At 39.9% G+C, this 22,878-nt stretch carries 21 protein-coding genes, 1 tRNA gene and 2 pseudogenes; 15 read left to right on the top strand and 9 right to left on the bottom strand.

All coding sequences use genetic code 11. The annotated features are described in order from the left end of the window. The 3 genes and pseudogenes from KV40_RS36015 to KV40_RS03455 form a co-directional block, all read right to left on the bottom strand. A pseudogene (locus KV40_RS36015) lies at positions 1 to 902 on the bottom strand (hypothetical protein); the annotation flags it as partial. Positions 903 to 1,140: 238 nt separating this feature from the next. Then, positions 1,141 to 2,472 (bottom strand): TIGR03279 family radical SAM protein, encoded by a 1,332-nt coding sequence (locus KV40_RS03460; RefSeq protein ID WP_036478027.1) that lies wholly within the window; start codon positions 2,470 to 2,472, stop codon positions 1,141 to 1,143. 126 nt (positions 2,473 to 2,598) lie between these two features. Next, positions 2,599 to 3,597, bottom strand: a complete 999-nt coding sequence (locus KV40_RS03455) for an undecaprenyl-diphosphate phosphatase (RefSeq protein WP_036478026.1) — start codon at positions 3,595 to 3,597, stop codon at positions 2,599 to 2,601. Positions 3,598 to 4,066: 469 nt separating this feature from the next. Here KV40_RS03455 and KV40_RS03450 point away from each other — a divergent pair, with 469 nt between their 5' ends. The 9 genes from KV40_RS03450 to KV40_RS03410 all read left to right on the top strand — a co-directional run bounded on the left by KV40_RS03450 (position 4,067) and on the right by KV40_RS03410 (position 10,886). After that, positions 4,067 to 4,720, top strand: a complete 654-nt coding sequence (locus KV40_RS03450) for a DUF3318 domain-containing protein (protein ID WP_036478024.1) — start codon at positions 4,067 to 4,069, stop codon at positions 4,718 to 4,720. Between the two features lie 462 nt (positions 4,721 to 5,182). Continuing rightward, entirely contained in the window at positions 5,183 to 6,157 is a 975-nt protein-coding gene (locus KV40_RS03445) for an exopolysaccharide biosynthesis polyprenyl glycosylphosphotransferase (protein ID WP_036478023.1), read from the top strand. Between the two features lie 335 nt (positions 6,158 to 6,492). Continuing rightward, positions 6,493 to 6,951: an ATP-binding protein gene (locus KV40_RS03440; protein WP_036478021.1), complete on the top strand. Its 459-nt coding sequence runs from the start codon at positions 6,493 to 6,495 to the stop codon at positions 6,949 to 6,951. A gap of 15 nt (positions 6,952 to 6,966) precedes the next feature. Next, positions 6,967 to 7,539, top strand: a complete 573-nt coding sequence (gene yqeK / locus KV40_RS03435; protein ID WP_036478020.1) for a bis(5'-nucleosyl)-tetraphosphatase (symmetrical) YqeK — start codon at positions 6,967 to 6,969, stop codon at positions 7,537 to 7,539. A 190-nt stretch (positions 7,540 to 7,729) separates the two neighbouring features. Beyond that, positions 7,730 to 8,155, top strand: a complete 426-nt coding sequence (gene rsfS / locus KV40_RS03430; protein ID WP_036478018.1) for a ribosome silencing factor — start codon at positions 7,730 to 7,732, stop codon at positions 8,153 to 8,155. 2 nt (positions 8,156 to 8,157) lie between these two features. Beyond that, positions 8,158 to 8,661: a CGLD27 family protein gene (locus tag KV40_RS03425; protein WP_036478016.1), complete on the top strand. Its 504-nt coding sequence runs from the start codon at positions 8,158 to 8,160 to the stop codon at positions 8,659 to 8,661. Between the two features lie 43 nt (positions 8,662 to 8,704). Then, on the top strand, positions 8,705 to 9,658 hold the full coding sequence (locus KV40_RS03420) for an asparaginase (protein ID WP_036478015.1): 954 nt from the start codon (positions 8,705 to 8,707) through the stop codon (positions 9,656 to 9,658). 54 nt (positions 9,659 to 9,712) lie between these two features. Then, positions 9,713 to 9,786, top strand: a tRNA-Met gene (locus tag KV40_RS03415). A gap of 116 nt (positions 9,787 to 9,902) precedes the next feature. Continuing rightward, positions 9,903 to 10,886: a homoserine kinase gene (locus KV40_RS03410; RefSeq protein ID WP_253274154.1), complete on the top strand. Its 984-nt coding sequence runs from the start codon at positions 9,903 to 9,905 to the stop codon at positions 10,884 to 10,886. A 14-nt stretch (positions 10,887 to 10,900) separates the two neighbouring features. Here KV40_RS03410 and KV40_RS03405 read toward each other — a convergent pair whose 3' ends face one another. Continuing rightward, positions 10,901 to 11,593, bottom strand: coding sequence for an HAD family phosphatase (locus KV40_RS03405; RefSeq protein ID WP_036478012.1), 693 nt, complete (start codon positions 11,591 to 11,593; stop codon positions 10,901 to 10,903). Positions 11,594 to 11,635: 42 nt separating this feature from the next. Continuing rightward, positions 11,636 to 12,499: a class I SAM-dependent methyltransferase gene (locus tag KV40_RS03400; RefSeq protein WP_036478011.1), complete on the bottom strand. Its 864-nt coding sequence runs from the start codon at positions 12,497 to 12,499 to the stop codon at positions 11,636 to 11,638. Positions 12,500 to 12,822: 323 nt separating this feature from the next. On the opposite strand from KV40_RS03400, the gene KV40_RS03395 reads away from it, so the two are divergent. Next, on the top strand, positions 12,823 to 14,013 hold the full coding sequence (locus KV40_RS03395) for a methyltransferase domain-containing protein (RefSeq protein ID WP_036478009.1): 1,191 nt from the start codon (positions 12,823 to 12,825) through the stop codon (positions 14,011 to 14,013). A 237-nt stretch (positions 14,014 to 14,250) separates the two neighbouring features. Here the strand turns inward: KV40_RS03395 and KV40_RS03390 are convergent, their stop codons facing one another. After that, the gene (locus KV40_RS03390; RefSeq protein ID WP_036478007.1) at positions 14,251 to 14,496 is read right to left on the bottom strand and encodes a DUF2283 domain-containing protein; all 246 of its coding nucleotides are present in this window, start codon (positions 14,494 to 14,496) and stop codon (positions 14,251 to 14,253) included. Between the two features lie 111 nt (positions 14,497 to 14,607). On the opposite strand from KV40_RS03390, the gene arsS reads away from it, so the two are divergent. Further along, positions 14,608 to 15,609 carry an arsenosugar biosynthesis radical SAM (seleno)protein ArsS gene (gene arsS / locus KV40_RS03385; RefSeq protein WP_036478005.1) on the top strand — a complete coding sequence of 334 codons (1,002 nt, stop codon included), beginning with the start codon at positions 14,608 to 14,610 and terminating at the stop codon, positions 15,607 to 15,609. A 196-nt stretch (positions 15,610 to 15,805) separates the two neighbouring features. Here the strand turns inward: arsS and KV40_RS03380 are convergent, their stop codons facing one another. Further along, positions 15,806 to 16,186, bottom strand: coding sequence for a DUF1823 family protein (locus tag KV40_RS03380; protein ID WP_036478003.1), 381 nt, complete (start codon positions 16,184 to 16,186; stop codon positions 15,806 to 15,808). Positions 16,187 to 16,395: 209 nt separating this feature from the next. Between KV40_RS03380 and KV40_RS03375 the strand changes: the two genes are divergently transcribed. Together KV40_RS03375 and KV40_RS03370 are read left to right on the top strand one after the other, a co-directional pair. Continuing rightward, on the top strand, positions 16,396 to 17,304 hold the full coding sequence (locus tag KV40_RS03375; protein ID WP_036478000.1) for a ParA family protein: 909 nt from the start codon (positions 16,396 to 16,398) through the stop codon (positions 17,302 to 17,304). A 7-nt stretch (positions 17,305 to 17,311) separates the two neighbouring features. After that, complete coding sequence (locus KV40_RS03370; protein WP_036477998.1) at positions 17,312 to 19,549, top strand: putative PEP-binding protein; 2,238 nt, start codon at positions 17,312 to 17,314, stop codon at positions 19,547 to 19,549. Between the two features lie 20 nt (positions 19,550 to 19,569). Here the strand turns inward: KV40_RS03370 and KV40_RS03365 are convergent. Further along, positions 19,570 to 20,448: pseudogene (locus KV40_RS03365) on the bottom strand (YifB family Mg chelatase-like AAA ATPase); the annotation flags it as partial. Positions 20,449 to 20,583: 135 nt separating this feature from the next. Then, the gene (locus KV40_RS03360; RefSeq protein ID WP_036477997.1) at positions 20,584 to 21,084 is read right to left on the bottom strand and encodes a MerR family transcriptional regulator; all 501 of its coding nucleotides are present in this window, start codon (positions 21,082 to 21,084) and stop codon (positions 20,584 to 20,586) included. A 143-nt stretch (positions 21,085 to 21,227) separates the two neighbouring features. Here KV40_RS03360 and KV40_RS03355 point away from each other — a divergent pair, with 143 nt between their 5' ends. Both KV40_RS03355 and KV40_RS36010 read left to right on the top strand, forming a co-directional pair. Next, positions 21,228 to 22,352 carry a tyrosine-type recombinase/integrase gene (locus KV40_RS03355; RefSeq protein WP_036478140.1) on the top strand — a complete coding sequence of 375 codons (1,125 nt, stop codon included), beginning with the start codon at positions 21,228 to 21,230 and terminating at the stop codon, positions 22,350 to 22,352. Then, positions 22,321 to 22,872 carry a phage integrase SAM-like domain-containing protein gene (locus KV40_RS36010; protein ID WP_052055313.1) on the top strand — a complete coding sequence of 184 codons (552 nt, stop codon included), beginning with the start codon at positions 22,321 to 22,323 and terminating at the stop codon, positions 22,870 to 22,872. Before KV40_RS03355 ends, KV40_RS36010 begins: the two co-directional genes overlap by 32 nt. Positions 22,873 to 22,878: the final 6 nt, after the last annotated feature.

Below are 22,878 nucleotides of genomic sequence, written 5' to 3'. Positions count from 1 at the left end.
TTAGCCGTAGTGATACCGTAGATTAAACCATCGGCAGGACGCACATCAATACCGAGCAAGAATCCTTCTACTCCTTTAACAGCAACCGAGTCTGTCTCCATTGGTTTACTTGGATCGAAAGACAATAACAAGTTATTGTCGGTTAGGGAAATAAATTCGGTGCCTATTGGCGTAAGTCCCATAGGTTTAATAGTTCCTGCTGCTACTGGTGCAGTAATGCGAAATGCTTCTCCATTGCCTAAATCTATACCAGCAGGAGCAGTACCCATAGCCGTTTCATCAATCGCCTGTGAAGTTTCTAAGGGAATTGTCAAACCATGCAGGACAATTTCTCGCAGATTCAAGGGAGTCAAATTGTTGTATTGACGAAGTTCATCTGGATCGTTAAGGTCGAATTCATAAGTTGTATCGAGATTGAACTCAGTACCAGAAGGAAATACCTGGGCTGGATCGATCTCTCCAGCACCTGCTAGATTAAGAAACTGAATCAGTGGAGGTGTGCCATCGGGTGCTGCTTCAATCTGCTCGGAAGTTAGATTGAGTACCACAGGACCATAGTTAGGACGACCTTCTAAAAAATTAATAAAACCGTCACCATCGATGTCGCTATCGGCGAGAGTGGGCAAAATTGAGTTAACTGCTTTGCCGCCGTTGCCGTCAAAAAACGCTCCGTCACCCTGCTTGAGAAAAGGGCTGCTGGCGTTACCTTTAAATTGCCCGTGAATGTGGGCGACGTGAACTCCACCGATATCGGTCAAATCTTCCAGTCCCTCAGCGTCGATCTCAACTCGTACTGTACGAGTATTTGTATTGGGTGCATCGAGAGTTACTGTAGCTTTACCCGAGGCATCCGAACCAAATTCTTCATTGAGAGTTGTCAGATTTGAAGTAAATTTCAGCATTAGTTTTGAATTTTGTTTTTGCTTTTAAGTGAATCGTCAACTTGACTTAACTAGAGACAGGCGCAAAATGCGTTCTCTCTCCAATCAAAGTCATTTTTTCTTGACTTTCTTCTTTTAGTACGTAGAAAAAGTCAAAACGGATTCAAAAAAACTTCAAAAATGTTAATTATTTGTGTAGAACCGATGAAAAATTGAAAACCTTGGCTTTTTGCGTTGCCGTATAAAATTAAAGCTTGACTCAAACAATACACCGCTCGATTAACTCTCTAACGCCACTAACAGGAAATATATTTACACCCAGGCGATCGCCAATCTCAGTTACGGTCAAATCGTCCAAAAACTTGGTATCGTCATGTTTGAGCATCAAAGCAGGCAATAAAACCCCATCACCTAAATTTTTATCCGACAAACCTGCAAGTAAATCTTGTCCTGTCAACAAACCCGTTACCGTTATTTCCTGTCCCCAGTATTCACTCCGCAACGCTACTAGATTGACTTGTAATCCTACAACACTATTCAATCGTTCTACTAGAGGTAGAAAGGCTCTTTCTACCGCGTTACCTACCACCCAGGTTAAGCAACGGGGTTTATCGAGCTTAGCTGGTAACATTTGGTTAGCTGTTGTCAAAAACTCTTTGACAAACAAACGAATCGAACCCACACCGTTACCAATTTGAGGATAATCTTCGTAATGAGATTCTGAAGGAATATCTTCTCTAGCAATCAAAAACCATTCATCTGCCAACCAAACTACATTGCTGCTAAACTGTTGGCGAAACTTTGCTTGCAGTTGTCGAACTAGCTCGATTACTTCGAGAGCTTTTTCTTGACTTACAGGTATCAATTCATCTTCTGAAGGACGAAAACGAGTCAAACCTACAGGCACTACAGCCACCGAAGCCACAGCAGGAATGTCTCCCCGATGAAAAGAAGCTAAATCGAGTAAGGTTCTCTCTAAATGTATCCCACCGTTAATCCCAGGACAAACTACTACCTGAGCGTGAATCTGCAAGCGTCTCTCTTGAAACCACTGCAGCTGAGACATAATTTGTCCCGCACGAGAATTTTTTAACAGACGAATTCTAACCTCTGGTTCGGTGGCGTGTACGGAGACATACAGGGGAGATAGACGTAGCTGTTCGATCCTGCGCCACTCTGCCTCTGTCAGATTAGTCAAAGTAAGATAGCTACCGTAAAGAAAACTCAGGCGATAATCATCGTCTTTATAGTAAAGGCTCTCTCGTTTACCTGGTGGCTGTTGGTCGATAAAACAGAAAGGACAGCGATTATTACACTGTATCAATCCATCAAACAATGCGGTGGTAAATTCCAATCCGAGATCGTCATCGTAATCTTTTTCGATTTCTACTAAATGAGTTTTGCCCGACTCGTCTAAGACTTCTAATTCTAAATATTCGTCGCTACAGAGAAAACGATAATCGATTAGGTCGCGGGGGCGAGTATGATTGATGGCAACGATCGCATCTCCTGGTTCAAAGCCAATTTCAGCGGCAATCGAATCTGGTAAAACCCTGGTTATTTTAGCTGGTTGAATCGAAGCTTGGCTCATGGTTTTAGCGATCGCACTTACAAAATTACTTAATGCATAAATTCATATTCTAGCTAATTCGTTTGATACAAATTTCAACAAGTACAGACAAGGCATGCCTTGTCTCTTCCTACTTTTTACTTTTTTCTACAGCCAACCCAAACCCAAACCAATTAAAATAAATATCCCGAAGCCCAATCTATACCAAACAAATGCCCAAGTGCTTCTGCGCTGTAAGAATTTTATCAGCCAGGCGATCGCCAGATAGGAAAATACTGCCGAAGAAATTAATCCCAAAATTAAAGGTAATAATCCCGAACCTCCTACCCCAGTTTCTAGCAATCCTTTTAACTCTACCAATCCCGCAAGAGTAATAGCAGGAATACCCAATAAAAAAGAAAAACGTGCTGCCGTTGCCCGATCTAAATTGGTAAATAACCCTGCGGTTATAGTAGAACCAGAACGAGAAACACCTGGTATTATTGCTAAAGCCTGTGCTAAACCTATAATGATTCCATCTTTTGCCGTCAAATCCTTAAAATTACGCTTTTGATTGCCTATAGATTCGGCTAAAGCCAACAATAAAGCCATGACAATTGAAGCAATAGCGATCGCTGCCATGCTCCGTAGGGGAGAATTATCAAAATTAGGAACGAATATCTTAATACCTAGACCTAAAATAATTATGGGAATCGTTCCTACAGCAATGCCTACCGCCAGCCAAAAATTTTGCGATTGGTAATTAGATTTAGCGATCGCTTCTAACATACCTTTGGTAATTTGAACTAAATCTTGCCAAAAATACCACAACACCGCGGCAATGCTTCCTAATTGAATTGTGGCTGCAAAAGCAACTCCAGGATCGCCCCAACCCAAAAATATTGGTACGGCTTTAAGGTGTGCCGTGCTGCTAATAGGAATAAATTCGGTCGCTCCCTGTACGAAGCCCAAAACAATTGCTTGGAACCAGTTTACTTGAGACACTCCTGCAATTGATTCTACTGCGTCGGTAGCTTGACCTATTACCAGAGAAGAAGTAGACCAAGCAGCCTCATGTGCTAGCAAACAGCTATAAGCCCAGCTAAATAAAATACCCAAGCCAAACAAAACTATAGATGTCAAACGATTGTAGATCTGTTTAAACATAATAAAAAATCGTTCCAAGTTTTAAACTTCCACTAAGTTTATCAACGCTTAATCGAGACTGACGAAATTTGTCGTTAAATAATATTAGACATTTACACTTTGTCTATTTATTAATGTCAAATGAAGAAACGATTAATAACTTCTCTACATTTTTGCTTGCAAAAGCCCTCTCTCCTGCCTATAGAAGCCCATCGAACAGAGAGCGCGGGTATCGACAGAAAACTATGCCCCTTATGCTCTTGCCGAACGGGTATCTCCTGAAAAAACTCTATGAGCAGAGTAAAATGACTGAAAGTCTTTTATTGAAAATTCTTCTGCTCTCTGCCTTTGTTAGATTATTACCTCATATCGCTAACCAGACCAAAGTGTGCTACTAGCAACCGAGAAATGCTGTAAATTTGGATATGATAAAAAAAAACACGTACGTTAATAAATTTAGACTTGAAATAGTAATTTTGGTAAATAAAATATGAGTTATGCAACTTCAGCTAGAGCAGAAATAAATGAACTGCGGCGTTTAAAAACTTTATTACCGCCCGAACTACAAAGCTGGGTAATTGTAGAAGGTACTACAGAAGTCAATCCCCCTTTGATTCGCAGCGAAGAAATTGGTAAGGATGAAATTGAAATTCAAATCGATCTAGCAAAATGGGACAGTTTGGCGATCGATCAACGTAATTTATTATTTTGGCATGAAGTAGCAAGAGTTCAAAACGATACCATTCCAAAAGAAGGATGGGAAATGGCGGCTTTAGCCATTGGTTTGGGTGGTGCAGTAGGAGAACTCTGGGTGCAAGATGGTTTGTTGCTTTTACTCGCACTTTCTCTCTGTGGTGTTTCTGGCTATCGTCTCTGGCAAAAAAACAATGCCGAAAAAACCTTGACCGAAGCCATAGAAGCCGACGAAAAAGCTGTTGTTCTGGCAACTCGTTTTGGTTACTCCCTGCCTAATGCTTACAAAAGCCTCGGCAGTGCCTTGAAAACTTTAATCGAACAAACTCCCAGCCGTCGCCAGCGAAAAAAATACGAAGAACGTTTGCAAGCGTTACGTCGTAGTGCCTCTAAAGCTAAAGCAAGAATGAAAGAACGCAACGAACCTATGGGCAGAGATAATCGCCTTTAAAAAAGACTCAAGCTGTAGTATGGTTAATGGTTGAAACTATATATAGATTAATTGTTTGATTGACCAATAGCCATAAGCTAACAGCTTTTTGTTTGTTGACATCCAACTTTTTATAACAGCTTGCATATTAATTATGTACAAATCTAAATTAGACAAAGAGAGGTAAAACTATTAGTAACTAGTGCTTGACTGTTTTCGAGCGTACCTGATATCACCGAAAAATACCGTATTTATATATTATGGAACTTGCTTCTAAGAACTCAACTACAGCTTAAATATACACATCGGTACTTTGGTCACACGCATATTTCTAATTATTGTTTAAAATGTTACATATAAACATCTATTAATTAATAATATAAAGTAACTCGATTGCTCGTTAAAAATAGTTCTCAGTCAATTATTTAATTATCGAGCTTCGCGCTGAAGCCATAAATTATCAAGTTAAAAAGTAATGAAGTAATGACCGATAAAACTTCTAAGGTAGAATTTTCAATTGTTGAGACTCAGGATATTCCTGTCATAAAACTTCCAGAACGGTTAACCTTGTTAGAGGCAGTGGACTTTAAGCAAACCGTAAGCGAAATCTTAACTAAGCTTCAGAGCGATCGACAGTTAATTTTAGATTTTAGTCAAACTAGATTTATTGACAGTAGCGGTATAGGCGCATTAATAGCTAACTACAAAACCGCAAAAACTAAAGATATAGAGTTAGTTTTAGAATCGGTACAGCCCGCGGTAATGGCAACATTGTCAATGACAGGCTTGGAAGAGGTACTCACGATTAAATCTTCTGCCACATGGACTAATCGAGAAAGACCAGAAACTCATCCTTCGGTACGCTCTTGGCTCAAAAGAGCTATTGACTTTGTCGGTTCGATTGTTGGTTTGATTCTTACCGCTATAATTTTTGTTCCTATAGCGATCGCTATAAAGCTTGATAGTCCAGGCAAAATTTTTTTCCGTCAAACTCGTTGTGGCTGGATGGGGAAAAAATTTAAAATTTGGAAGTTTCGTTCCATGTATGCTAATGCCGAAGAAATAAAAAAAAGTATAGAAAATCAGGCTAGCGGTGCTTTTTTTAAAAACGATAACGATCCTCGAATTACTAAAGTCGGGCGGTTTCTAAGACGCACTAGTCTCGATGAGTTACCTCAGTTTTGGAATGTTTTCATTGGAGATATGAGTTTAGTGGGAACTCGCCCCCCTACCCCAGAAGAAGTAGAAGTCTATCAAGTGCCAGAGTGGCAAAGATTGAATGTCAAACCTGGAATGACAGGAGAATGGCAAGTCAACGGCAGATCGCAAGTGCGTAATTTTGAAGACGTAATCGAGTTAGATTTGCGCTATCAACGCAACTGGAGTTTACGATACGATATAAAGCTAATTTTTAAAACAGTTGCCATTGTCTTTGCCAAAAACAGTGGCGCGGTTTAAAAAGTAGAGCTAATTACAGATGTTTAATAAATTTTAGTTTGTTAAGTTTAGCTTTAAAAACCCCATAACAAACGTTAAAAAGTATACAATTTTTTAAGCTACTATATAGATAGCTAGTGTCGCTTTTTACAAAACTGAATTTTAAACTAATATTCTAATCGTTAAGCGAGGCTTATTACCCTGGAGAGGTGAAGGTTTTGCTTGGAATTTCAAGCTTACCACAAACATAATTGTAGTATTATTATTGTTTTTTATTTTACAGCTATAACGTTTTTCCTGCTTCATCTCTACTAAATTAAATATCTAGAAATAACCGATTTGAATAATTGTGGTAGATGAAAACAAGTCAAACAATCCAACAATTTGAAATACAGGTCAAAACAAAATTAGAAGAGTTGCAAGCAGTATTGCAATGGTTTGAAAGCTTGGTTTTTCCTTCTATTCCTCAAAAAATGGGCTGGCAGTGTGAAGTAGCATTAGTCGAAGCTTTTACTAACGCAGTACGGCACGCACATCATAATCTACCAGAAACAACTCCAATCGAACTAGAAGTAGAATTTTTTCCTAACTTTTTGGAAATGCGAATTTGGGATCGAGGAAAACCCTTCGATCTTAATGCCAAATTGAAAGCCAGCGAACTAGAAGTTAACTCTCTAGAAAAAGAGGGTGGTAGAGGATTACAGTTTATTAAAAAACTGACTGACGAGTTGCAATACTTAAATTTACCAAATCGCCGTAACTGTCTGGTAATGCGAAAAAAATATTACGAACAAGCAACTATCGAGCGTAAATAATTGAGTTTTAGTTTCATGCGCGATCGCGTTATTGCCTGGTTGAAAAATAATGTTTCTAGTCGTCGCCTACAGCATATTTTAGGAGTAGAGCAAACTTGTATCGAACTAGCCCGCTGCCACAATCTCGATACCGATAAAGCTGCAACTGCTGGATTAATGCACGATTTAGCTAAATTTTTTCCTCCAGATAAACTATTGAAGATGGCAGCAGGTGACGGCATGAGCGTCGATGAAATTTGTGCCGCCAATCCTCATTTGCTTCACGCTGAAGTTGGGGCAATTGTTGCCAGAAAAGAATTTGCGATCGAAGACTCGGAAATTTTAGCCGCCATAGCCAATCACACTTTGGGAAATTCTCAAATGAGTGAGTTAAGCTGTGTAGTTTATATCGCTGATGTCATCGAACCAAATCGCGGTGATAGTATAGAGTTGCGAAATTTAAGGAAAGTAGCTTGCCAAAATCTCTATCAATGTGTGCGGCAAAGTAGCGACTATTCGATAAAACACCTGCTCGATCGCGCCAAAACCATTCATCCTCGAACTATTTCAATGCGAAACTGGGCTTTAGCTAAGGAAAAACAAATTTAACTAAAATTAAATAACGAGCAAACACGTTCATAGCTTCAGTTAGAGTTTTGATAAATTTAAAAAATTGGTTACATTCATTAAAATAGAGAATTAATCGCGATCGATTTACTATCATTACTTAAAAGGACGATCGCTTGAGAACCTTATATCGCCGAACGCAGAATGCACAGTCTAAAATACTAAAGTTTTAATGAGAAATTCATCATCAGATAGACTAATCGATCTAGCAACTCAAAACAACAACTTATCAACTACTAATAGTCAGCAGTTAGCATGGGAAATAGCTGCAGCCGCCGAAGATAAAAAAGCTGCCGATATCGTGTTGTTAAAAGTCACGGATGTATCCTATCTCGCTGATTATTTTATTGTAGTTACGGGATTTTCTCAAACCCAGCTAAGAGCAATTTCTGACGCTATTGAAGAGCGAGTGGCAGAAAAATTTCAGCAAGATCCGATTAGAGTCTCGGGTCGAGCAGAAGCTAATTGGATCGTTCAAGACTATGGCGATGCGATCGTCCATATTTTTTTACCAAAAGCCAGAGAATATTACAATTTAGAAGCGTTTTGGGGTCATGCCGAACGCATAGAGTTCGATCGAATACAGCCAGAAGAATAGCCATGAAGGAATCTACAGTCGATCTTTGTCCAGTTCCTCAAGAACAGCAACCCATTCACGAATATGAAGCCTTAAAAGATACTTGGTTTTTCTGTTGGGCAACTTTGAAACTCAAACAATACTATTCTAAGTTGGCTTGGTGTGGTTTTTGGGGTTGGTTAATAGCTGCACCGATCGCTTCAGCTAGTTTTACCCCCTATCGCTATCCCTTAAAGTTTGCCTTTTCTAGCATTTTTGGCGCAATTTTGCTAGTCGCTCTAATTTCAATCAGAATGTATCTAGGTTGGTCTTATGTTCGCAATCGTCTGAGAAAAGACCGTATTTTTTACGAAGAATCTGGCTGGTACGACGGACAAACTTGGTTAAAACCCAATGCCATGATCGCTCGCGATCGACTGATAGTTTCATATCAAATAGAGCCAATTATGCAGCGGATTAGAATAACTTTTTGGGGATTGGTAACGCTAGCAGTAGTTAGCGGTTTGTTCTGGCTGAGTTTAAAGTAAACACTTCATAACTTAATTTTTTAGATAATTCAAACAAAATCGAATGACCATAGGAAAGCGCACTCATACACCCTTGCTTGAAGTTCAGTTACTAAGAGAAGGAATTGTCGAATCAATTCACCACGTAGAAGCTACAGTTTGCGACGATCGCAATCGACCTTTATTAGTTGCAGGTAGCTGCCAGACTTCAACTTTTATTCGCTCGGCGTTAAAACCCTTTCAGGCACTTGCCGTAACTACAACGGGAACGCTGAAAAGATACAATCTGACCGAGCGAGATTTGGCAATTATTTGTAGCTCGCATCAAGGGACTACCGAGCAAGCCAGGCAAGCTTTTAATATTCTCTGGCGTGCCGATGTCGATGCCACTGCCTTACAATGTCCCGTACCACAAGGCAAAAAAAGCCCTCTAGAACACAATTGTTCGGGCAAACACGCGGGAATGCTGGCTGTTTGTCGCCATCGTAACTGGGCGATCGATACTTACCTACACCGCAGCAATCCCGTACAAAAATTGATTTTAAATCAGGTATCGGAACTGTTAGGGATGCCTGGAGATGAGTTGATCGGTGCGAGAGATGACTGTGGTGCGCCTACTTATTCGATGCAAATGCAGCAAATGGCATACTTGTATGCTCAACTTGCAGCGGGCAATAATTTGGATTTAAAACGTATTGCGCGGGCAATGATCTATCATCCCCGCGCTATTAAAGGTGATGGTGGTTTTGATACCGAACTGATGCGCTTGAGCGAAGGAGATATTGTTAGCAAATCGGGAGCAGAAGGAATTCAGTGTATTGGTAATCTTAAAGAGGGTATGGGTTTGGCAATTAAAGTCAAAGATGGTGCCAAACGAGCTAAATATGCGATTGCCATTCATCTGCTCAAACAATTAGGCTGGATTAGTCCTGCGGTTTCGGAAATTTTGTCCGAAAGCTTTTTGAAAATTGGCAAATACAAGCGGTTACAAGCCTCTGGAGAATTATCGATGCTGTAATTGCTAAATATATTTGCAATTATTCTCTAGATTGTGTCATAATAGCGAAAGTGCCGCGGGATAGAGCAGTCTGGTAGCTCGTCGGGCTCATAACCCGAAGGTCGGTGGTTCAAATCCGCCTCCCGCCATTTTTAAAATTATCTCGGTAAAATTTTTGGTAGCTAGATATACCAAAGACCGCCAATATAACCAGTAAGATCTTCTTAACGTAAGCTCAATATAAGGTTTTCTGGCGATCGCGATTGTGAATGTCTTTCCAGCCATTTATACGACTCTTTCTCCTCAAGGTTTAGTCAAAGGAGTATTAACTCAGTATGACTTGGGGGAAATAAAGCAGTGTCGATTTTGGAATCGGGGCTTGAGTGATGTATATTTGGTAACTACCGACAAACAGGATTTTATACTGCGAATATCCCATCATCATTGGCGTTCGAGAACCGATATTCAGTTTGAATTGGAACTACTCGATTTTTTGCATCGGCATCATTTACCTGTAGCCTATCCTTTTAAAACCAAAGATCGACAGTTGTTCGTGACCATAAATGCTTTAGAAGGCGATCGCTACGCTGCTGTATTTTTATACGCCCCAGGACAAGTTGCTTTGGGAGATTTGAACCCGACTCAAAGCGAAATTCTCGGCAGAACTCTTAGTAAATTACATCAAACTTGTTTAAAATTTGCTACCCAGGCTCCCCGTCATCCACTCGATCTCAAATATTTACTACACAATTCTTTAGAAATTATTGCTCCCTATCTGCATCAGAGAACAAAAGATCTGGCATATTTAAAAGAAGCGATCGCCGAAATCGAACAACAGTTAGATAGTTTGCCAAGAGAAGCTCCCTACTGGAGTGTTTGTTGGGGAGATCCCCATAGTGGTAACGTTCATTTTACTGCCGACGATAGAGCAACTCTGTTTGATTTCGATCAGTGTGGTTATGGTTGGCGAGCCTTCGATCTGGCTAAATTTCTCGAAATCTCGCTACGAGTGGGGATCGATCGCAAAACTCGCGAGGCTTTTTTTTCAGGATATCAAGAGGTACAAGATTTGAGCGAGGCAGAGTTAAATTCATTGCAGGCGTTAACTAAAGCCGCTCATATCTGGTCGTGGGCGATTAACATTAATTGGTCGGCAATTCACGACTGGTCAAAGCTAGACGACTATTATTGCACCAAACGCCTCCAACACCTCAAACGATTGAGTACCCAAGATTGGCAACTATTTTAAATTTGAAGGCAATACTATAAAATTCTCTCTACGCGATCTAGTTCGATTTCCAAAAGATTATCTACAGTCCAGTCAGCCTGTCTTTGCAGCATATGCAGGGGAAAAGTATTAGCAATACCTACAACTTGAATGCCAGCCTGTTTTGCCGCTTCAATTCCTACGGGGCTGTCCTCGATCGCCAAACATTCTGAAGGACTCAAATTTAACTGGGGATTTTGTTTGTTGAAATATTCTATTGCCAAGAAATAACCGTCTGGTTTGGGCTTGCTGACTTGCAAATCGTCTCCTGTAACCATTATCGTAAAGTATTCCGCGATCTCTGCACGCTGTAAAACCAATTCTACTTCAGTTCGTAACGCTCCAGTTACCAAGCCGATCGACAAATTTTGCTCCTGTAGCCGTGTCAAAAACTCTGCAACATGAGGATATAAAGGTAAATTCTCTAGCTGCTCTAGTTTTTGCTCGTATGCCTGGGCTTTAGTTACCATTAACTGAGTAATATATTCTTCCGAAACAAGCCGACCGCGACTAGCTAAAATATCTTGCAAACAACCGCGATCGCTTCTTCCCAAACAAAATTGCTTGTACTCCGAGTCTCTAGGACGTAAGTTTTCGCCTAATAAAATTTCTGCAATTAATTCTTGATGAATTGCTTCATCGTTTATGATTACCCCACTAAGGTCAAATAAAACCGCTTTCAGACTCATTACTTTCTCAATTACTCAGCCACTGGAAAAGCTAATTTTTGTTTAAGCAAATACCCAGTTTTCTGTTATTTTAACCTCCAGACCGTCCTCTAACTTAGGTACATTTGTACTTAAAGGTTTAATTCCCCAACTGAGTTGATTTGTCCACCAAATATCTTCCGTGTAAATCCGAGCAAAATTTGCCGCTCCCAACCAAGCATCGACGCTACTACTAGCGTAAACATCAATATATGGTTCTTCAAAAATATCAGTCAGCCATTCGGTATGACGGAGAGTTTTTTGATTGCCATCAAGAATAATTACTTCTCCTCCAGATTTTAGCAGACGAAAAGCCTCAGTTAGTATGTTTTGAGCTATTTCGGTTGGCGTTTCGTGAAATAGCAGCGAAGCCGTAACTAGATCGAATGACTCATCTTCAAAACTGGTGGCTTCGGCTTTGCCATGTAGCCATCGAACATCCAATCCAGTTTGCTTGGCTTTATATTCCGCCATAACCAGCATGTGTGGTGATAAATCTATACCAATAACTTCTGCTTGGGGAAAAGCCTGTTTTAACATTAGGGTAGTCGAACCAGTGCCACAGCCCAGATCGAGGATGCGACGGGGATTACCCCGAACTGCATCGATTACCGCTTGACGATTCCAGGTTTCGTTAGGAGGCAGAGCGTATCGGGTTACGGGATCGTAAGTCACCGCCGCGCCAGAATTCAAATATCCGCCCTCAACACCGTGAAAGTTTTGCGAGCTATAGTATTCAGGATAGATTAGATTGGGATCGGTAAAGCGATCGCAACCGGCTTCCCAATCAATTTTATCGGATAACTTTTTTAAAGCCTGACGGTCGATAAGAAAACCAAATAGCGGTTGCAAAAATTTTTCCCACAGCGTGTCTTGACCTTTAGCCATAATAGATAGTAAGTATAAAAAAATTTAGTAAACTTTATTTAATTCAATCTAACAAATCTCGGAAATTACAGGCGATCGAAGGCTAATTTACCGCTTGCTGTATTTCTCTGTCTAGATTTTCTCAATAAAACTACAGCCTCTTTTCAGAAAAATATCATTCAAGCTAAATTTAATTAAAAAGTGTCGCTGGAAAAAATTAAACTACTTTAAAGAAATTCTGTTATAGCAAGCGTTACACTTTATATCTATCTGTCAATTACGGCACGATATCGCTGGTAATTGTTTTTCATGACGAGAATTTAACACTTAAGGAGCATTTATTTGTGACTGAAACCGTTCGCCCTTCTTTATCTGTAGATTACGACGTTGAATCGACAGTAATAGAAAGATATCAAGCAGGTGCTAAACAGCAGCAACCAAGCTTGTGTTGTCCTACTGAGTATGAAGGAAACTATTTAGAAATTCTGCCAGAAGAAATTATTGCCAAAGACTATGGCTGTGGCGATCCGACTCGTTATGTCGATACTGGTGAAACCGTAGTCGATTTAGGTTCTGGTGCGGGTAAGAATTGCTATATTTTGGCGCAAAAAGTCGGCAGATCGGGAAAAATTATCGGTGTAGATTTTAATGACAAGATGCTGTCTCTGGCAAGAAAATATCGAGGAGAGATGGCGGATAAATTAGGATATAGCAACACAAACTTTGTCAAGGGTAAAATTCAGGATCTCAAGCTCGATTTAGACAAGTTACACGGTTGGCTGCAAAAAAATCCCATTACTTCTGTTGACAAAATAGGAGCATACGAAGCAGAATGCGATCGCCTGCGACAACAAGAACCGCTTATTGCCGATAATAGTATCGATGTGGTTATTTCTAACTGCGTACTCAATCTAGTTCGTCCTCAAGACAAACAGCAGCTATTTGCAGAAATTTGGCGCGTTCTCAAACGAGGTGGTAGGGCAGTAATTTCCGACATCGTTTGCGACGAAGATCCCACTCCAGCTATTCTTAACGATCCTGAACTATGGAGTGGCTGTATTGCAGGGGCTTTCCGCGAAGATAATTTTTTAAAAATGTTTGAAGATGCTGGTTTTTACGGCGTAGAAATTCTCAAACGAGAAACAGAACCCTGGCAAGTAATCGATGGTGTAGAATTTCGTTCGATGACCGTACGGGCATATAAAGGCAAAGAAGGTGCCTGTTGGGAAAGAAAACAGTCGGTAGTTTATAAAGGACCTTGGAAACAGGTACGAGATGATGACGGTCATGTATTCTGTCGCGGCGAAAGAATGGCGGTTTGCGACAAGACCTATCAAATTATGACTGCTGCTAACAGTCCTTACGCTCAAGATATTATCGGCATTCCTCCCTATGAAAATATTCCCTTAGAAGCAGCAACAGAATTTAACTGCAAAACTAAAGCAATTCGTCATGCTAGAGAAACCAAAGGTTCGGAATACAATCTAACTCAGACCAATGACAGTGACTGCTGTAGTCCAGGAGAATGTTGTTAGGCAGTTTGAAGCAAGTAAATTGGGTAGAGCGGACGCAAAACCTATTTCGTTATCATTGCTTGAAAAATCTATTCGCGTAGCGAAGCACGCAAAGCGAAGCTTTGCTAGTCGTCGAATACGACGATCTGGGCTAATGCCCTGTCCGTAGGCTTATCGCTTTGCTCGTATGAAAATGATTCATTTGACTCTAAACCAAGCTTTATTTTGGTTTTTGACGATCGACTACTTGACTCTCGATTAAGCAAACGCACCGCCAAACTTTCTAAACATCTCTCTATCTTCTTCACTAAAGTTGAAGCCAAAAGCTTCAAGTTCTTCTGGACTTCTTTTCTTGACAAACAATATCTCTATTCCTACGACATTGTCATCTTTGTCGTAGTCGTAAATTATCCCATCTTTAATCTCCTCTGATTGGCAAATTTCAGAGTCTAGCATTTTTATGTAAACCGCATCAGCAGATGGAGTGTATTTAAAATTGTTCATAGCTCATCTCTTATTTTTCGTTTCATATTGCGATCGAATTACTGACGAGTTAGAAGCAAGAGAAATTGAGTTTGATTGATTAAAATAACCGTAGATAAAATATTTCTAAACATGACCCAATCTAAAACAAAAAACTTTAAAATAACTCCTTTCGCTCGTCAAATAGAAACGCCATTATTTAAAAAACAAATTACCGTCTTACAAATTAATTTGGGTAGAAAATGCAACCTTGCTTGTACCCATTGTCACGTAGAAGCAAGTCCCAAACGTACCGAAGAACTATCACCTGAAGTTTGCCAGCAGTTAATAGAATTAATTAATCGCTTCCCCCAAATAGAAACTGTAGATTTAACTGGTGGCGCACCCGAAATGAATTATGGTTTTAAACCGCTAGTTGAAGCTGCGAGAGCTAAGAATAAAGAGGTTATAGTTCGTTCCAATCTAACGATCTTTTTTGAGCCTGGATATGAAGACTTGCCCGAATATTTTGCCAGGCATAAAATGAGAGTCGTAGCTTCGCTTCCCTGTTATTTAGAAACCAATGTTGATAAACAAAGAGGTGCAGGTGTTTACAACAAATCGGTTCGAGCTATCCAAAAATTGAACCAGCTTGGTTATGGTAAAAACCCTAATCTAATTATCGATCTGGTTTATAATCCTACCTTACCTATAGATGATAACTTTACTCTCACTCCCAACCAGCAACAGCTAGAGAAAGATTATAAGACATATTTATACGAACAGTTCGATATTGAATTTAATCATCTATTCACCATTACCAATATTCCCATCGGACGAACCAAACAATATCTGCAAAGACGGGAATTGCACGATACTTATCTCAAATTTCTAGAAAATAATTTCAATCGGGTAACTCTACCCCATTTAATGTGTCGCAATGAGTTGTCTATCGATTATTTAGGTAATGTTTATGACTGCGATTTCAATCAAATGGAGAAAGTTGCCGCGACAGATAGTAACCAACACAAATTAACCGTAGCAAAATTATTAAAGTTGGAAAATTTGGATGTAATAAACAAAATTAAAACTGCTAACTATTGCTATGGCTGTACTGCAGGAACAGGTTCTAGCTGCGGTGGCTCTTTAGTTTAATTGCTAAAGTGGCGATTTTGAATATATCATTTGTTTTTAAAGACTGTTTGTAAAAAGAAAATGTTTAATAGTCGATTATTAAAAGCTCCCTCCCTGAAAATAGCGAATCCCTAATTTAGATTGCAATGGTTCATTTGATGTCCAAACGTCTAGCTCGGAATGAAAAACTTGCTTAATCTTTTATTTATACAAACCCTTATTCTATTTCTATAGTTGTACCTTGCTGCTGCATGTAGCTCAACAGCCAATTGGCAGCAGTAGCGCGGCGAGTTTGTCTCGGTCCAAATTCACCTATTTTATAACCTTTAAAACCCAGTTTCTCTTTTAATAGTTGCTTGTTTTCTTTGGGAATAGAACGAGTTAACTTAACCGTGGGTGGACGGTTAGCAATAAAATCTGGTGGTTCGGTATACTCTTGCCAACTATCGGCGACGTTGCTAATATTCCAGCTTTGGTTATTTTTGTCGTAACGATAGCCAAGATAGTACCAAACTAATTGATTGACGGTAGCATCATCAATTTCTTCGTTTAGTATTTTCCAGATAGTTTCTGTGTTTAGTGGGGGAAGATTATTCATCGGATTATTTTATAGTTTTTTTAACTCGATTAAAAGTTTTACTTGAGCGATCGCAATATATTTTTCCTAAATACTACAAGTATAGATTTGTCCTTGCGCGATCGCGGTTGTCTTTGTTCAAAAAAACTAATATGTCTAATTCTGTTTCCAGATGTAAGTTAAAGTTAGCTAGAACTGTTTGAAATCTAGAGTTGTTAACGAAAACAGACATGGGAACTATTATTAGCACTGTCAATATGAAGGGAGGCGTAGGCAAAACAACCCTCACCGTTAATCTAGCTACCTGTTTGGCTAAACATCACGGAAAGCGAGTTTTGGTATTAGATTTAGATTCACAAATTAGTGCTACTTTAAGTTTGATCGCGCCACACGAATTTGCCAAAGTCCGTAAAAAAAGACGTACCTTGAGTTATTTACTCGATAATGTTGTTTCTCCTAACCCCTGGAGCAAACTAAATGTAGAAGACATTATCCTCACTAATGTTTGTAACATCGAAGGTTTAGAATTATTACCAGGTGATATCGAGCTATATGATGAATACTTGGTTTCAGAAATGCTTCACCAGCGAGCAATAGAAGATGATAATAAAGAATTTGCCAAAGTTTGGGACGAATTTGAGAAAGTTTTAATTCGGCAGATTGTCGAACCTGTAGTTGATGACTATGACTTTATTATTTTTGATTGTGCGCCTGGATATAATTTGCTAACTCGTAGTGGTATTGCTGCTAGCAATTATTATATATTACCCGCTCGTCCAGAACCATTATCTCTAGTGGGAATACAATTATTAGAAAGAAGAATTGCCAAGCTCAAAAAAAATCATCAACCTCAAGCTTTAAATATAAACCTGTTAGGTATTGTCTTTATTCTTTCGGCTGGAGGCTTGATGGGTAGATATTACAAACAGGTGATGAAAAGAGTAAAAGATGACTTTCAGCCAGAGCGTCTATTCGAACAATCAATACCGATGGATGTCAATGTAGCCAGAGCAGTAGACCTCTTTACACCAGTATCTGTAGCTATGCCAAACTCGTCAGGATCGAAAGCTTTTGTTAAATTAACAGAAGAATTTTTAGGCAAAATACAAGCCGAAGAACCTTTGTCTACGGTAAATTAATTTTGACTTGAAACATCTTTTTTGGCTCTCACAAATTCAGGCTGCAAATAAACTTTTGGTTGGCGAACGATTATTTATTGTCAACAAATTATTGCTGAATAATTGCGATATTTTGCCTGGATTTGTGTTAGACAAAGATTTACTGCCAGAATTTTTTAAGCTAGTTTTTTCCGATTCGATCGATAGTTTATTAACTTCCTGGTGGCAGACAGACACAAACGACAATTTAGTCTTACAGTCAGTCGCTCGAAGAATCGAACAAGCTATAGCAGCAGCTATCTTTCCCCAAGCTTGGCAAGAAGAAATTTTTAGAGCTGCACTAAAGTTCAATTCACAGGCTTTAGTTCTAAGTCCGTATTTAATAGTTCCAGATGAAACACAGAGCATAGTTGGATTTTGGCGATCGCAAACTTGCTGGCTCGATCCCGTAGCTTTAGCCAGTGCGATAAAAAAAACCTGGCAAGAATTGTTTACAGCTAAAAGTTTATTTTACTATCGTCGGTTAGGTCTGTCGATGGACAAAGTTGGTATGGCAGTATCGATCCAGCCACTCAAAGATTCTAGAGCCTCGGGAACCGTAGAAATTGACTCCGATCTAATTCGTATTTGGGCAACAGAAGGCTTAATCCAGAGTTTATTGTGGGGCGAAGTGCAACTAGATACTTACGAACTAAATCCTACGGGTAAGATAGTTGCTAAAAAGCCAGGCAATAAAAATTATGCTTATCGCTTGAAGAATTTTACTGGCGATGGAACTGCAAATTGTTTGGAGGCATATATGCCTGATGAAGCTGGTGCCGAAACAGATATTTTAAATGCTAAAGAGATCGCTAGCTTGTATCGTTCGATAACGGCTATTTTGCATTATCAACCACAAGTTAAATACATGGAGTGGAACCAACCAATTACCGACGCTGGTAGAAATGCTAATGAAGCTCAATTTTATTTTTCCAAATTTGACGATAAATTATTGTGGACTGTGGATAAGCAAACAAGCGATCGGTCAAACGTAGCAAATCCACCTTTGTTAATTGGATTGGCTGCTTCGGCAGGAAATATTAAAGCACCTGCAACTGTAATTGCCGATCTGAATTCTATTGCTCTAGAAGCAATTCCATCAGGTTCTATTTTGGTTACTAAAAATGTCCCTCCAGAACAAATATCTATAATTAAGCGCATTGCAGGAATTATTCTTGAAGAAGGGGGAATTACTAGTCATGGGGCAATAGTTGCCAGAGAATTAGAAATTCCAGCTATTGTTGCTGCTGCAAATGCTACGAAGATTATTGCTTCGGGACAGAAAATATTTCTCGATGGCGATATTGGAGAAGTGCACCGAGAAGAACAGCATTTCTCTAGTAGTAAAGCGATCGCCAAAACTTCTAAACCAGAAGGCAATATTACTACCAAATTAATGGTCAATCTTTCTCAACCAGAAGCAATTAATGAGGTAGTTAATTTACCTGTAGAGGGAGTAGGATTATTACGCTCTGAGTTGATGTTATCGCAATTGCTAGCATCAGAACCTCTAGAAGCATGGCAGCAGGGAGCGAAGCGATCGCAGTTTCGCGATACTTTAATTACTTTGCTAAAACAGTTTGCCTCGGCATTTGCACCTCGTCCCGTTTTTTATCGTTCTCTCGACTTGTCTGCTAACCCAACAGCAATCAATCCGATTGTTAGCAGTCGGGGAACCTATAGATATTTATTCGACCCCAACTTGTTCGATTTAGAATTAGAAGCTTTACTTACAGTATCTCAGCAGCACGATAATTTTAACTTAATCTTACCTTTTGTTCGTAGCGTAGCAGAATTTGAATTTTGTCGCGATCGCGTTGAATATATCGGCTTAAACAAACACAGTTCGTTTCGACTGTGGATAATGGCAGAAGTACCATCGGTTTTATTTTTACTTCCCCAATATGTCCGCGCTGGAGTGCGGGGAGTTGCCATCGGTACTAACGATCTAACCCAGTTGCTTTTGGGAATCGACCGCGAACAGGCTCATTTCAGCCAACAGGGTCTAAACGCCAGTCATCCTGCTGTAGAACTGGCGATCGCCCAAATAATTCAAACCGCCAAAGCCAACAATATTCCCTGTTCGATTTGTGGTCAGGCACCAGTTGTTTATCCAGAACTAGTTTCTAAATTAGTAAAATGGGGCATTACTAGCATTTCTGTCGAACCACAAGCAGTACAAAATACTTATAAGGCGATCGCCGATGCCGAAAGACGTTTGCAGTAGAGGCAAGACATGCATTGCCCCTACTGCATCCTGTCAATAGTTCGATACTGAATCGCTTCGGCTAGATGGTGACTTTTAATATCTGCATCTCCAGCTAAATCGGCAATCGTGCGAGATACCTTTAAAACTCGATCCATCGCTCTAGCCGATAAACCCAGCTTGCGGATCGCTCCTTCTAACAAATTACGGCTAGTATCGTCTAGCTGACAAAACTCCCGTAGGTGTTGCGATCGCATTTCGGCATTGCAGCTAAGATCTGACTTGGCTTTAAAGCGGCACAGAGCGCGATCGCGTGCGGCGATAACTCTCTCTCTAACAGACTCAGAAGCCTCACCCATAGTTTGCCCCGTCATTTCTTCAGGCTTGAGACGATTGACACCCACTTGCAAATCGATGCGATCCATCAACGGTCCCGATAACTTTGCCCAATAGCCCTCTCTCTGTCTGGGAGAGCAAGTGCAGCTTTGAATCGGATCGCCATAATAACCGCAGGGACAGGGATTTGTACTGGCAAGCAAAGTAAACCTTGCGGGAAAAACAACCGATTGTCTGGTACGAGAAATAGTTACATAGCCATCTTCTAGAGGTTGACGCAGATATTCTAGAACGTTGCGTTTGAACTCTGTCAATTCATCAAGAAATAAGATCCCTTTGTGGGATAAAGAAATTTCTCCAGGACGAGGATAGCTACCCCCGCCAACTAACGAAGGTCCCGAAGCCGAATGGTGGGGACTGCGGAAAGGTCGTTCGGTAATCAACGAACCGCGATCTTTAAGTAACCCCGCTACCGAATGAATTTGCGACACTTCTAAAGCCTCTGGAAAAGAAAGACTGGGTAGAATTCCTGGTAAACGCTTAGCTAACATAGTTTTGCCACTACCAGGCGGTCCCACGAAGATGCATTAACAACAGCATTTATTCTTATATCTTCTTTGTAAACAACAACAACAGATCTTTAGATCTATCTTCTTAGAAGACAAGATCTAGTCATCAATTATTTAGTGTATAGACTGTATTCAAAGTAGAAACAATAACTAAGCAGGTTTGGCTTTAGCCCTCCTCTTAAATTCATTAAGATCTACAACTTGAGATTTTTCAGCAACCTCCCAAACTTGCTCGATAATATCTTGTACCCCAGGAATGACAACGAAAGAAAATTGGATAGTATCGAATTTACTTGAAACAACTCTCTTCATCTTCTTACCCAGATCCGACCAATCTCGATTTACCCAAAAAACATCTTCACCAACAGCTACCAAAAGCTTGTCTCTTAGCCTGTTATCAATCTTAGAATTATCCAAAAACTCGATTATCCTCCTCCTCGTTTCTAAGGAGATATTGCGGTCGTTTAAATCCCTGACAGCCCTTATTTCTAGTATCTGCTCCCAGGTATAAAAAACTAAGGGCTTTTTCCTGTTCTCTGTAATCCTGCTAGGAACGATCAGACCCGAACGTTCGAGATATTGAAGTTGATTTGAGGTCGCGCCGCTCAACTCTATTGTTTCCCTCCTAGTAAATAATCCCTGAATATTCACGATTATTTACCTCTGAAACGTATTTATATTTTTGTTTTTTGAATACGTTTTGGTATAATAACTGTAGTTCATAGCAAGCAAGAGAAGTAATTATAGTGGGGTTTTACCGCTTTTTCTTCTCTCAATTTATCATACAAAAAATCGTGAAGGTTCAAAGAGTTCGGATACCAGAGAGCGATGGAGTAACTTGGCTGGTTTTAGGAGATGATTACCTACCAGTAGAGCCAATTAGAAAGTTTTTAACCTATCTAAGAAATTTAGAACGCAGTCCCAATACGATTCGCTCCTATGCCTATCACTTAAAACTTTATTGGGAGTATTTAGAGTCAGTAAAAGTTAACTGGAAAGAGATAAATATTTCTCAGCTAGCAGATTTTGTCATGTGGCTGAGAAACCCCTTGGGGAACGTTATTTCCTTGAATGAACGAGAAGCTAAACGTACTGAGTCTACCGTTAACGCTATTCTTACTTCGGTTTGTATGATGTATGATTTTCAGGAGCAGACAGGCAACGTTTCGGAAATTCCCTTGTATCGCTCCCAATTCATCCCAGGAAAGAAATACAAAAGTTTTCTCCATCACATTACTAAAGGCAAGCCTACTAGAACTCGTCTGCTCAAGCTAAAACAGCCAAAACTCCAACCTAAAACTCTTACTGCCGAGCAAATAGCAGCAGTCATTGCTAGTTGTAACAACATCAGGGACAAATTCCTCCTCTGCTTGCTCTACGAAAGCGGAATCAGAATCGGACAAGCTTTAGGACTCAGACACGAAGATATCAAGTCTTGGGATAACACTATCACCATAGTTCCCAGAAATGATAACGCTAATGGGGCGAGGGCTAAAGCTATTTCTCCTTATGCAGTGCCGATTACTCAGGACTTGATGGCTTTGTACGTTCAATATTTAGAGGAAGAATTCATGGAATTACTTGGTGACAATTTAAGCGATTACGTCTTTGTAAATCTTTGGGACGGCAAGCTGGGGTCGCCTATGACTTACAGCAATGTAATGTCTTTGTTTACGCGCCTTAAAAGGAAAACAGGTATTGCTATACCCGTTACCCCTCACAAGCTCAGACACACTCACGCTACAGAGCTTATTCGAGAGGGTATAGAGATGGCTTACGTCCAAAAACGCTTGGGACACGCCAGCATTCAAACCACTATCGATACCTACATTCATGTCAGTAACGAAGACATGAAACGAGAATACAACAAATATATAGATAAAAGAGATGAATCAGCCTCAACCAATACACCAAAATAAGCAAATTCTAATTAATGAAATTATCTGTCCCAAATGTAATAGCAAAAACTTCAGGAAAGATGGGATAGCCGATTCTGGTTATCAAACTTACTATTGCAAAAGCTGCACTAGGAGATTTACCCCAAAGCCCGAAGAATTGGAGATATTAGTCAATCCTAAATTGGAATACCTCAAAGACTGTTGGGATTGCCGAGCCTTGGGGATTCAAGGAGGAGTAGGAAAATCGAGCTACAAGTTGGATTTCACTTCCATAAGTCAAAAATGGCTTAAGGATGTAGCTAAAAAGTTCACTAAAGTTTGCTTGAGTACCCTTGCCTTCTCATCCGTACAGGAAAGATTATATGCCTTAAGAAAATTCTCCTCATTCCTGAGATTAGAGTATTACGGTATCGAAGCAAAAAACCTAAGTCGCTCTGTGATTACAGATTTTACAATCTACTTAAAAGCACAGGGGCTAGCTTCCGCTACTCGTTACAAAATTCTTAGCGACCTTAAAGTATTTTTAGAGGCTGCTTATTAGTACGAA

Source organism: Myxosarcina sp. GI1 (assembly GCF_000756305.1).
Taxonomy (GTDB): domain Bacteria; phylum Cyanobacteriota; class Cyanobacteriia; order Cyanobacteriales; family Xenococcaceae; genus Myxosarcina.
This window is presented reverse-complemented; position numbering and strand designations above follow the sequence as displayed.

Coding starts and splice junctions, on each gene's coding strand:
- KV40_RS03460 (WP_036478027.1), bottom strand. CDS start 2,472: ATGAGCCAAGCTTCGATTCAACCAGCTAAAATAACCAGGGTTTTACCA.
- KV40_RS03455 (WP_036478026.1), bottom strand. CDS start 3,597: ATGTTTAAACAGATCTACAATCGTTTGACATCTATAGTTTTGTTTGGC.
- KV40_RS03450 (WP_036478024.1), top strand. CDS start 4,067: ATGAGTTATGCAACTTCAGCTAGAGCAGAAATAAATGAACTGCGGCGT.
- KV40_RS03445 (WP_036478023.1), top strand. CDS start 5,183: ATGACCGATAAAACTTCTAAGGTAGAATTTTCAATTGTTGAGACTCAG.
- KV40_RS03440 (WP_036478021.1), top strand. CDS start 6,493: ATGAAAACAAGTCAAACAATCCAACAATTTGAAATACAGGTCAAAACA.
- yqeK (WP_036478020.1), top strand. CDS start 6,967: ATGCGCGATCGCGTTATTGCCTGGTTGAAAAATAATGTTTCTAGTCGT.
- rsfS (WP_036478018.1), top strand. CDS start 7,730: ATGAGAAATTCATCATCAGATAGACTAATCGATCTAGCAACTCAAAAC.
- KV40_RS03425 (WP_036478016.1), top strand. CDS start 8,158: ATGAAGGAATCTACAGTCGATCTTTGTCCAGTTCCTCAAGAACAGCAA.
- KV40_RS03420 (WP_036478015.1), top strand. CDS start 8,705: ATGACCATAGGAAAGCGCACTCATACACCCTTGCTTGAAGTTCAGTTA.
- KV40_RS03405 (WP_036478012.1), bottom strand. CDS start 11,593: ATGAGTCTGAAAGCGGTTTTATTTGACCTTAGTGGGGTAATCATAAAC.
- KV40_RS03400 (WP_036478011.1), bottom strand. CDS start 12,499: ATGGCTAAAGGTCAAGACACGCTGTGGGAAAAATTTTTGCAACCGCTA.
- KV40_RS03390 (WP_036478007.1), bottom strand. CDS start 14,496: ATGAACAATTTTAAATACACTCCATCTGCTGATGCGGTTTACATAAAA.
- arsS (WP_036478005.1), top strand. CDS start 14,608: ATGACCCAATCTAAAACAAAAAACTTTAAAATAACTCCTTTCGCTCGT.
- KV40_RS03380 (WP_036478003.1), bottom strand. CDS start 16,186: ATGAATAATCTTCCCCCACTAAACACAGAAACTATCTGGAAAATACTA.
- KV40_RS03375 (WP_036478000.1), top strand. CDS start 16,396: ATGGGAACTATTATTAGCACTGTCAATATGAAGGGAGGCGTAGGCAAA.
- KV40_RS36010 (WP_052055313.1), top strand. CDS start 22,321: ATGAATCAGCCTCAACCAATACACCAAAATAAGCAAATTCTAATTAAT.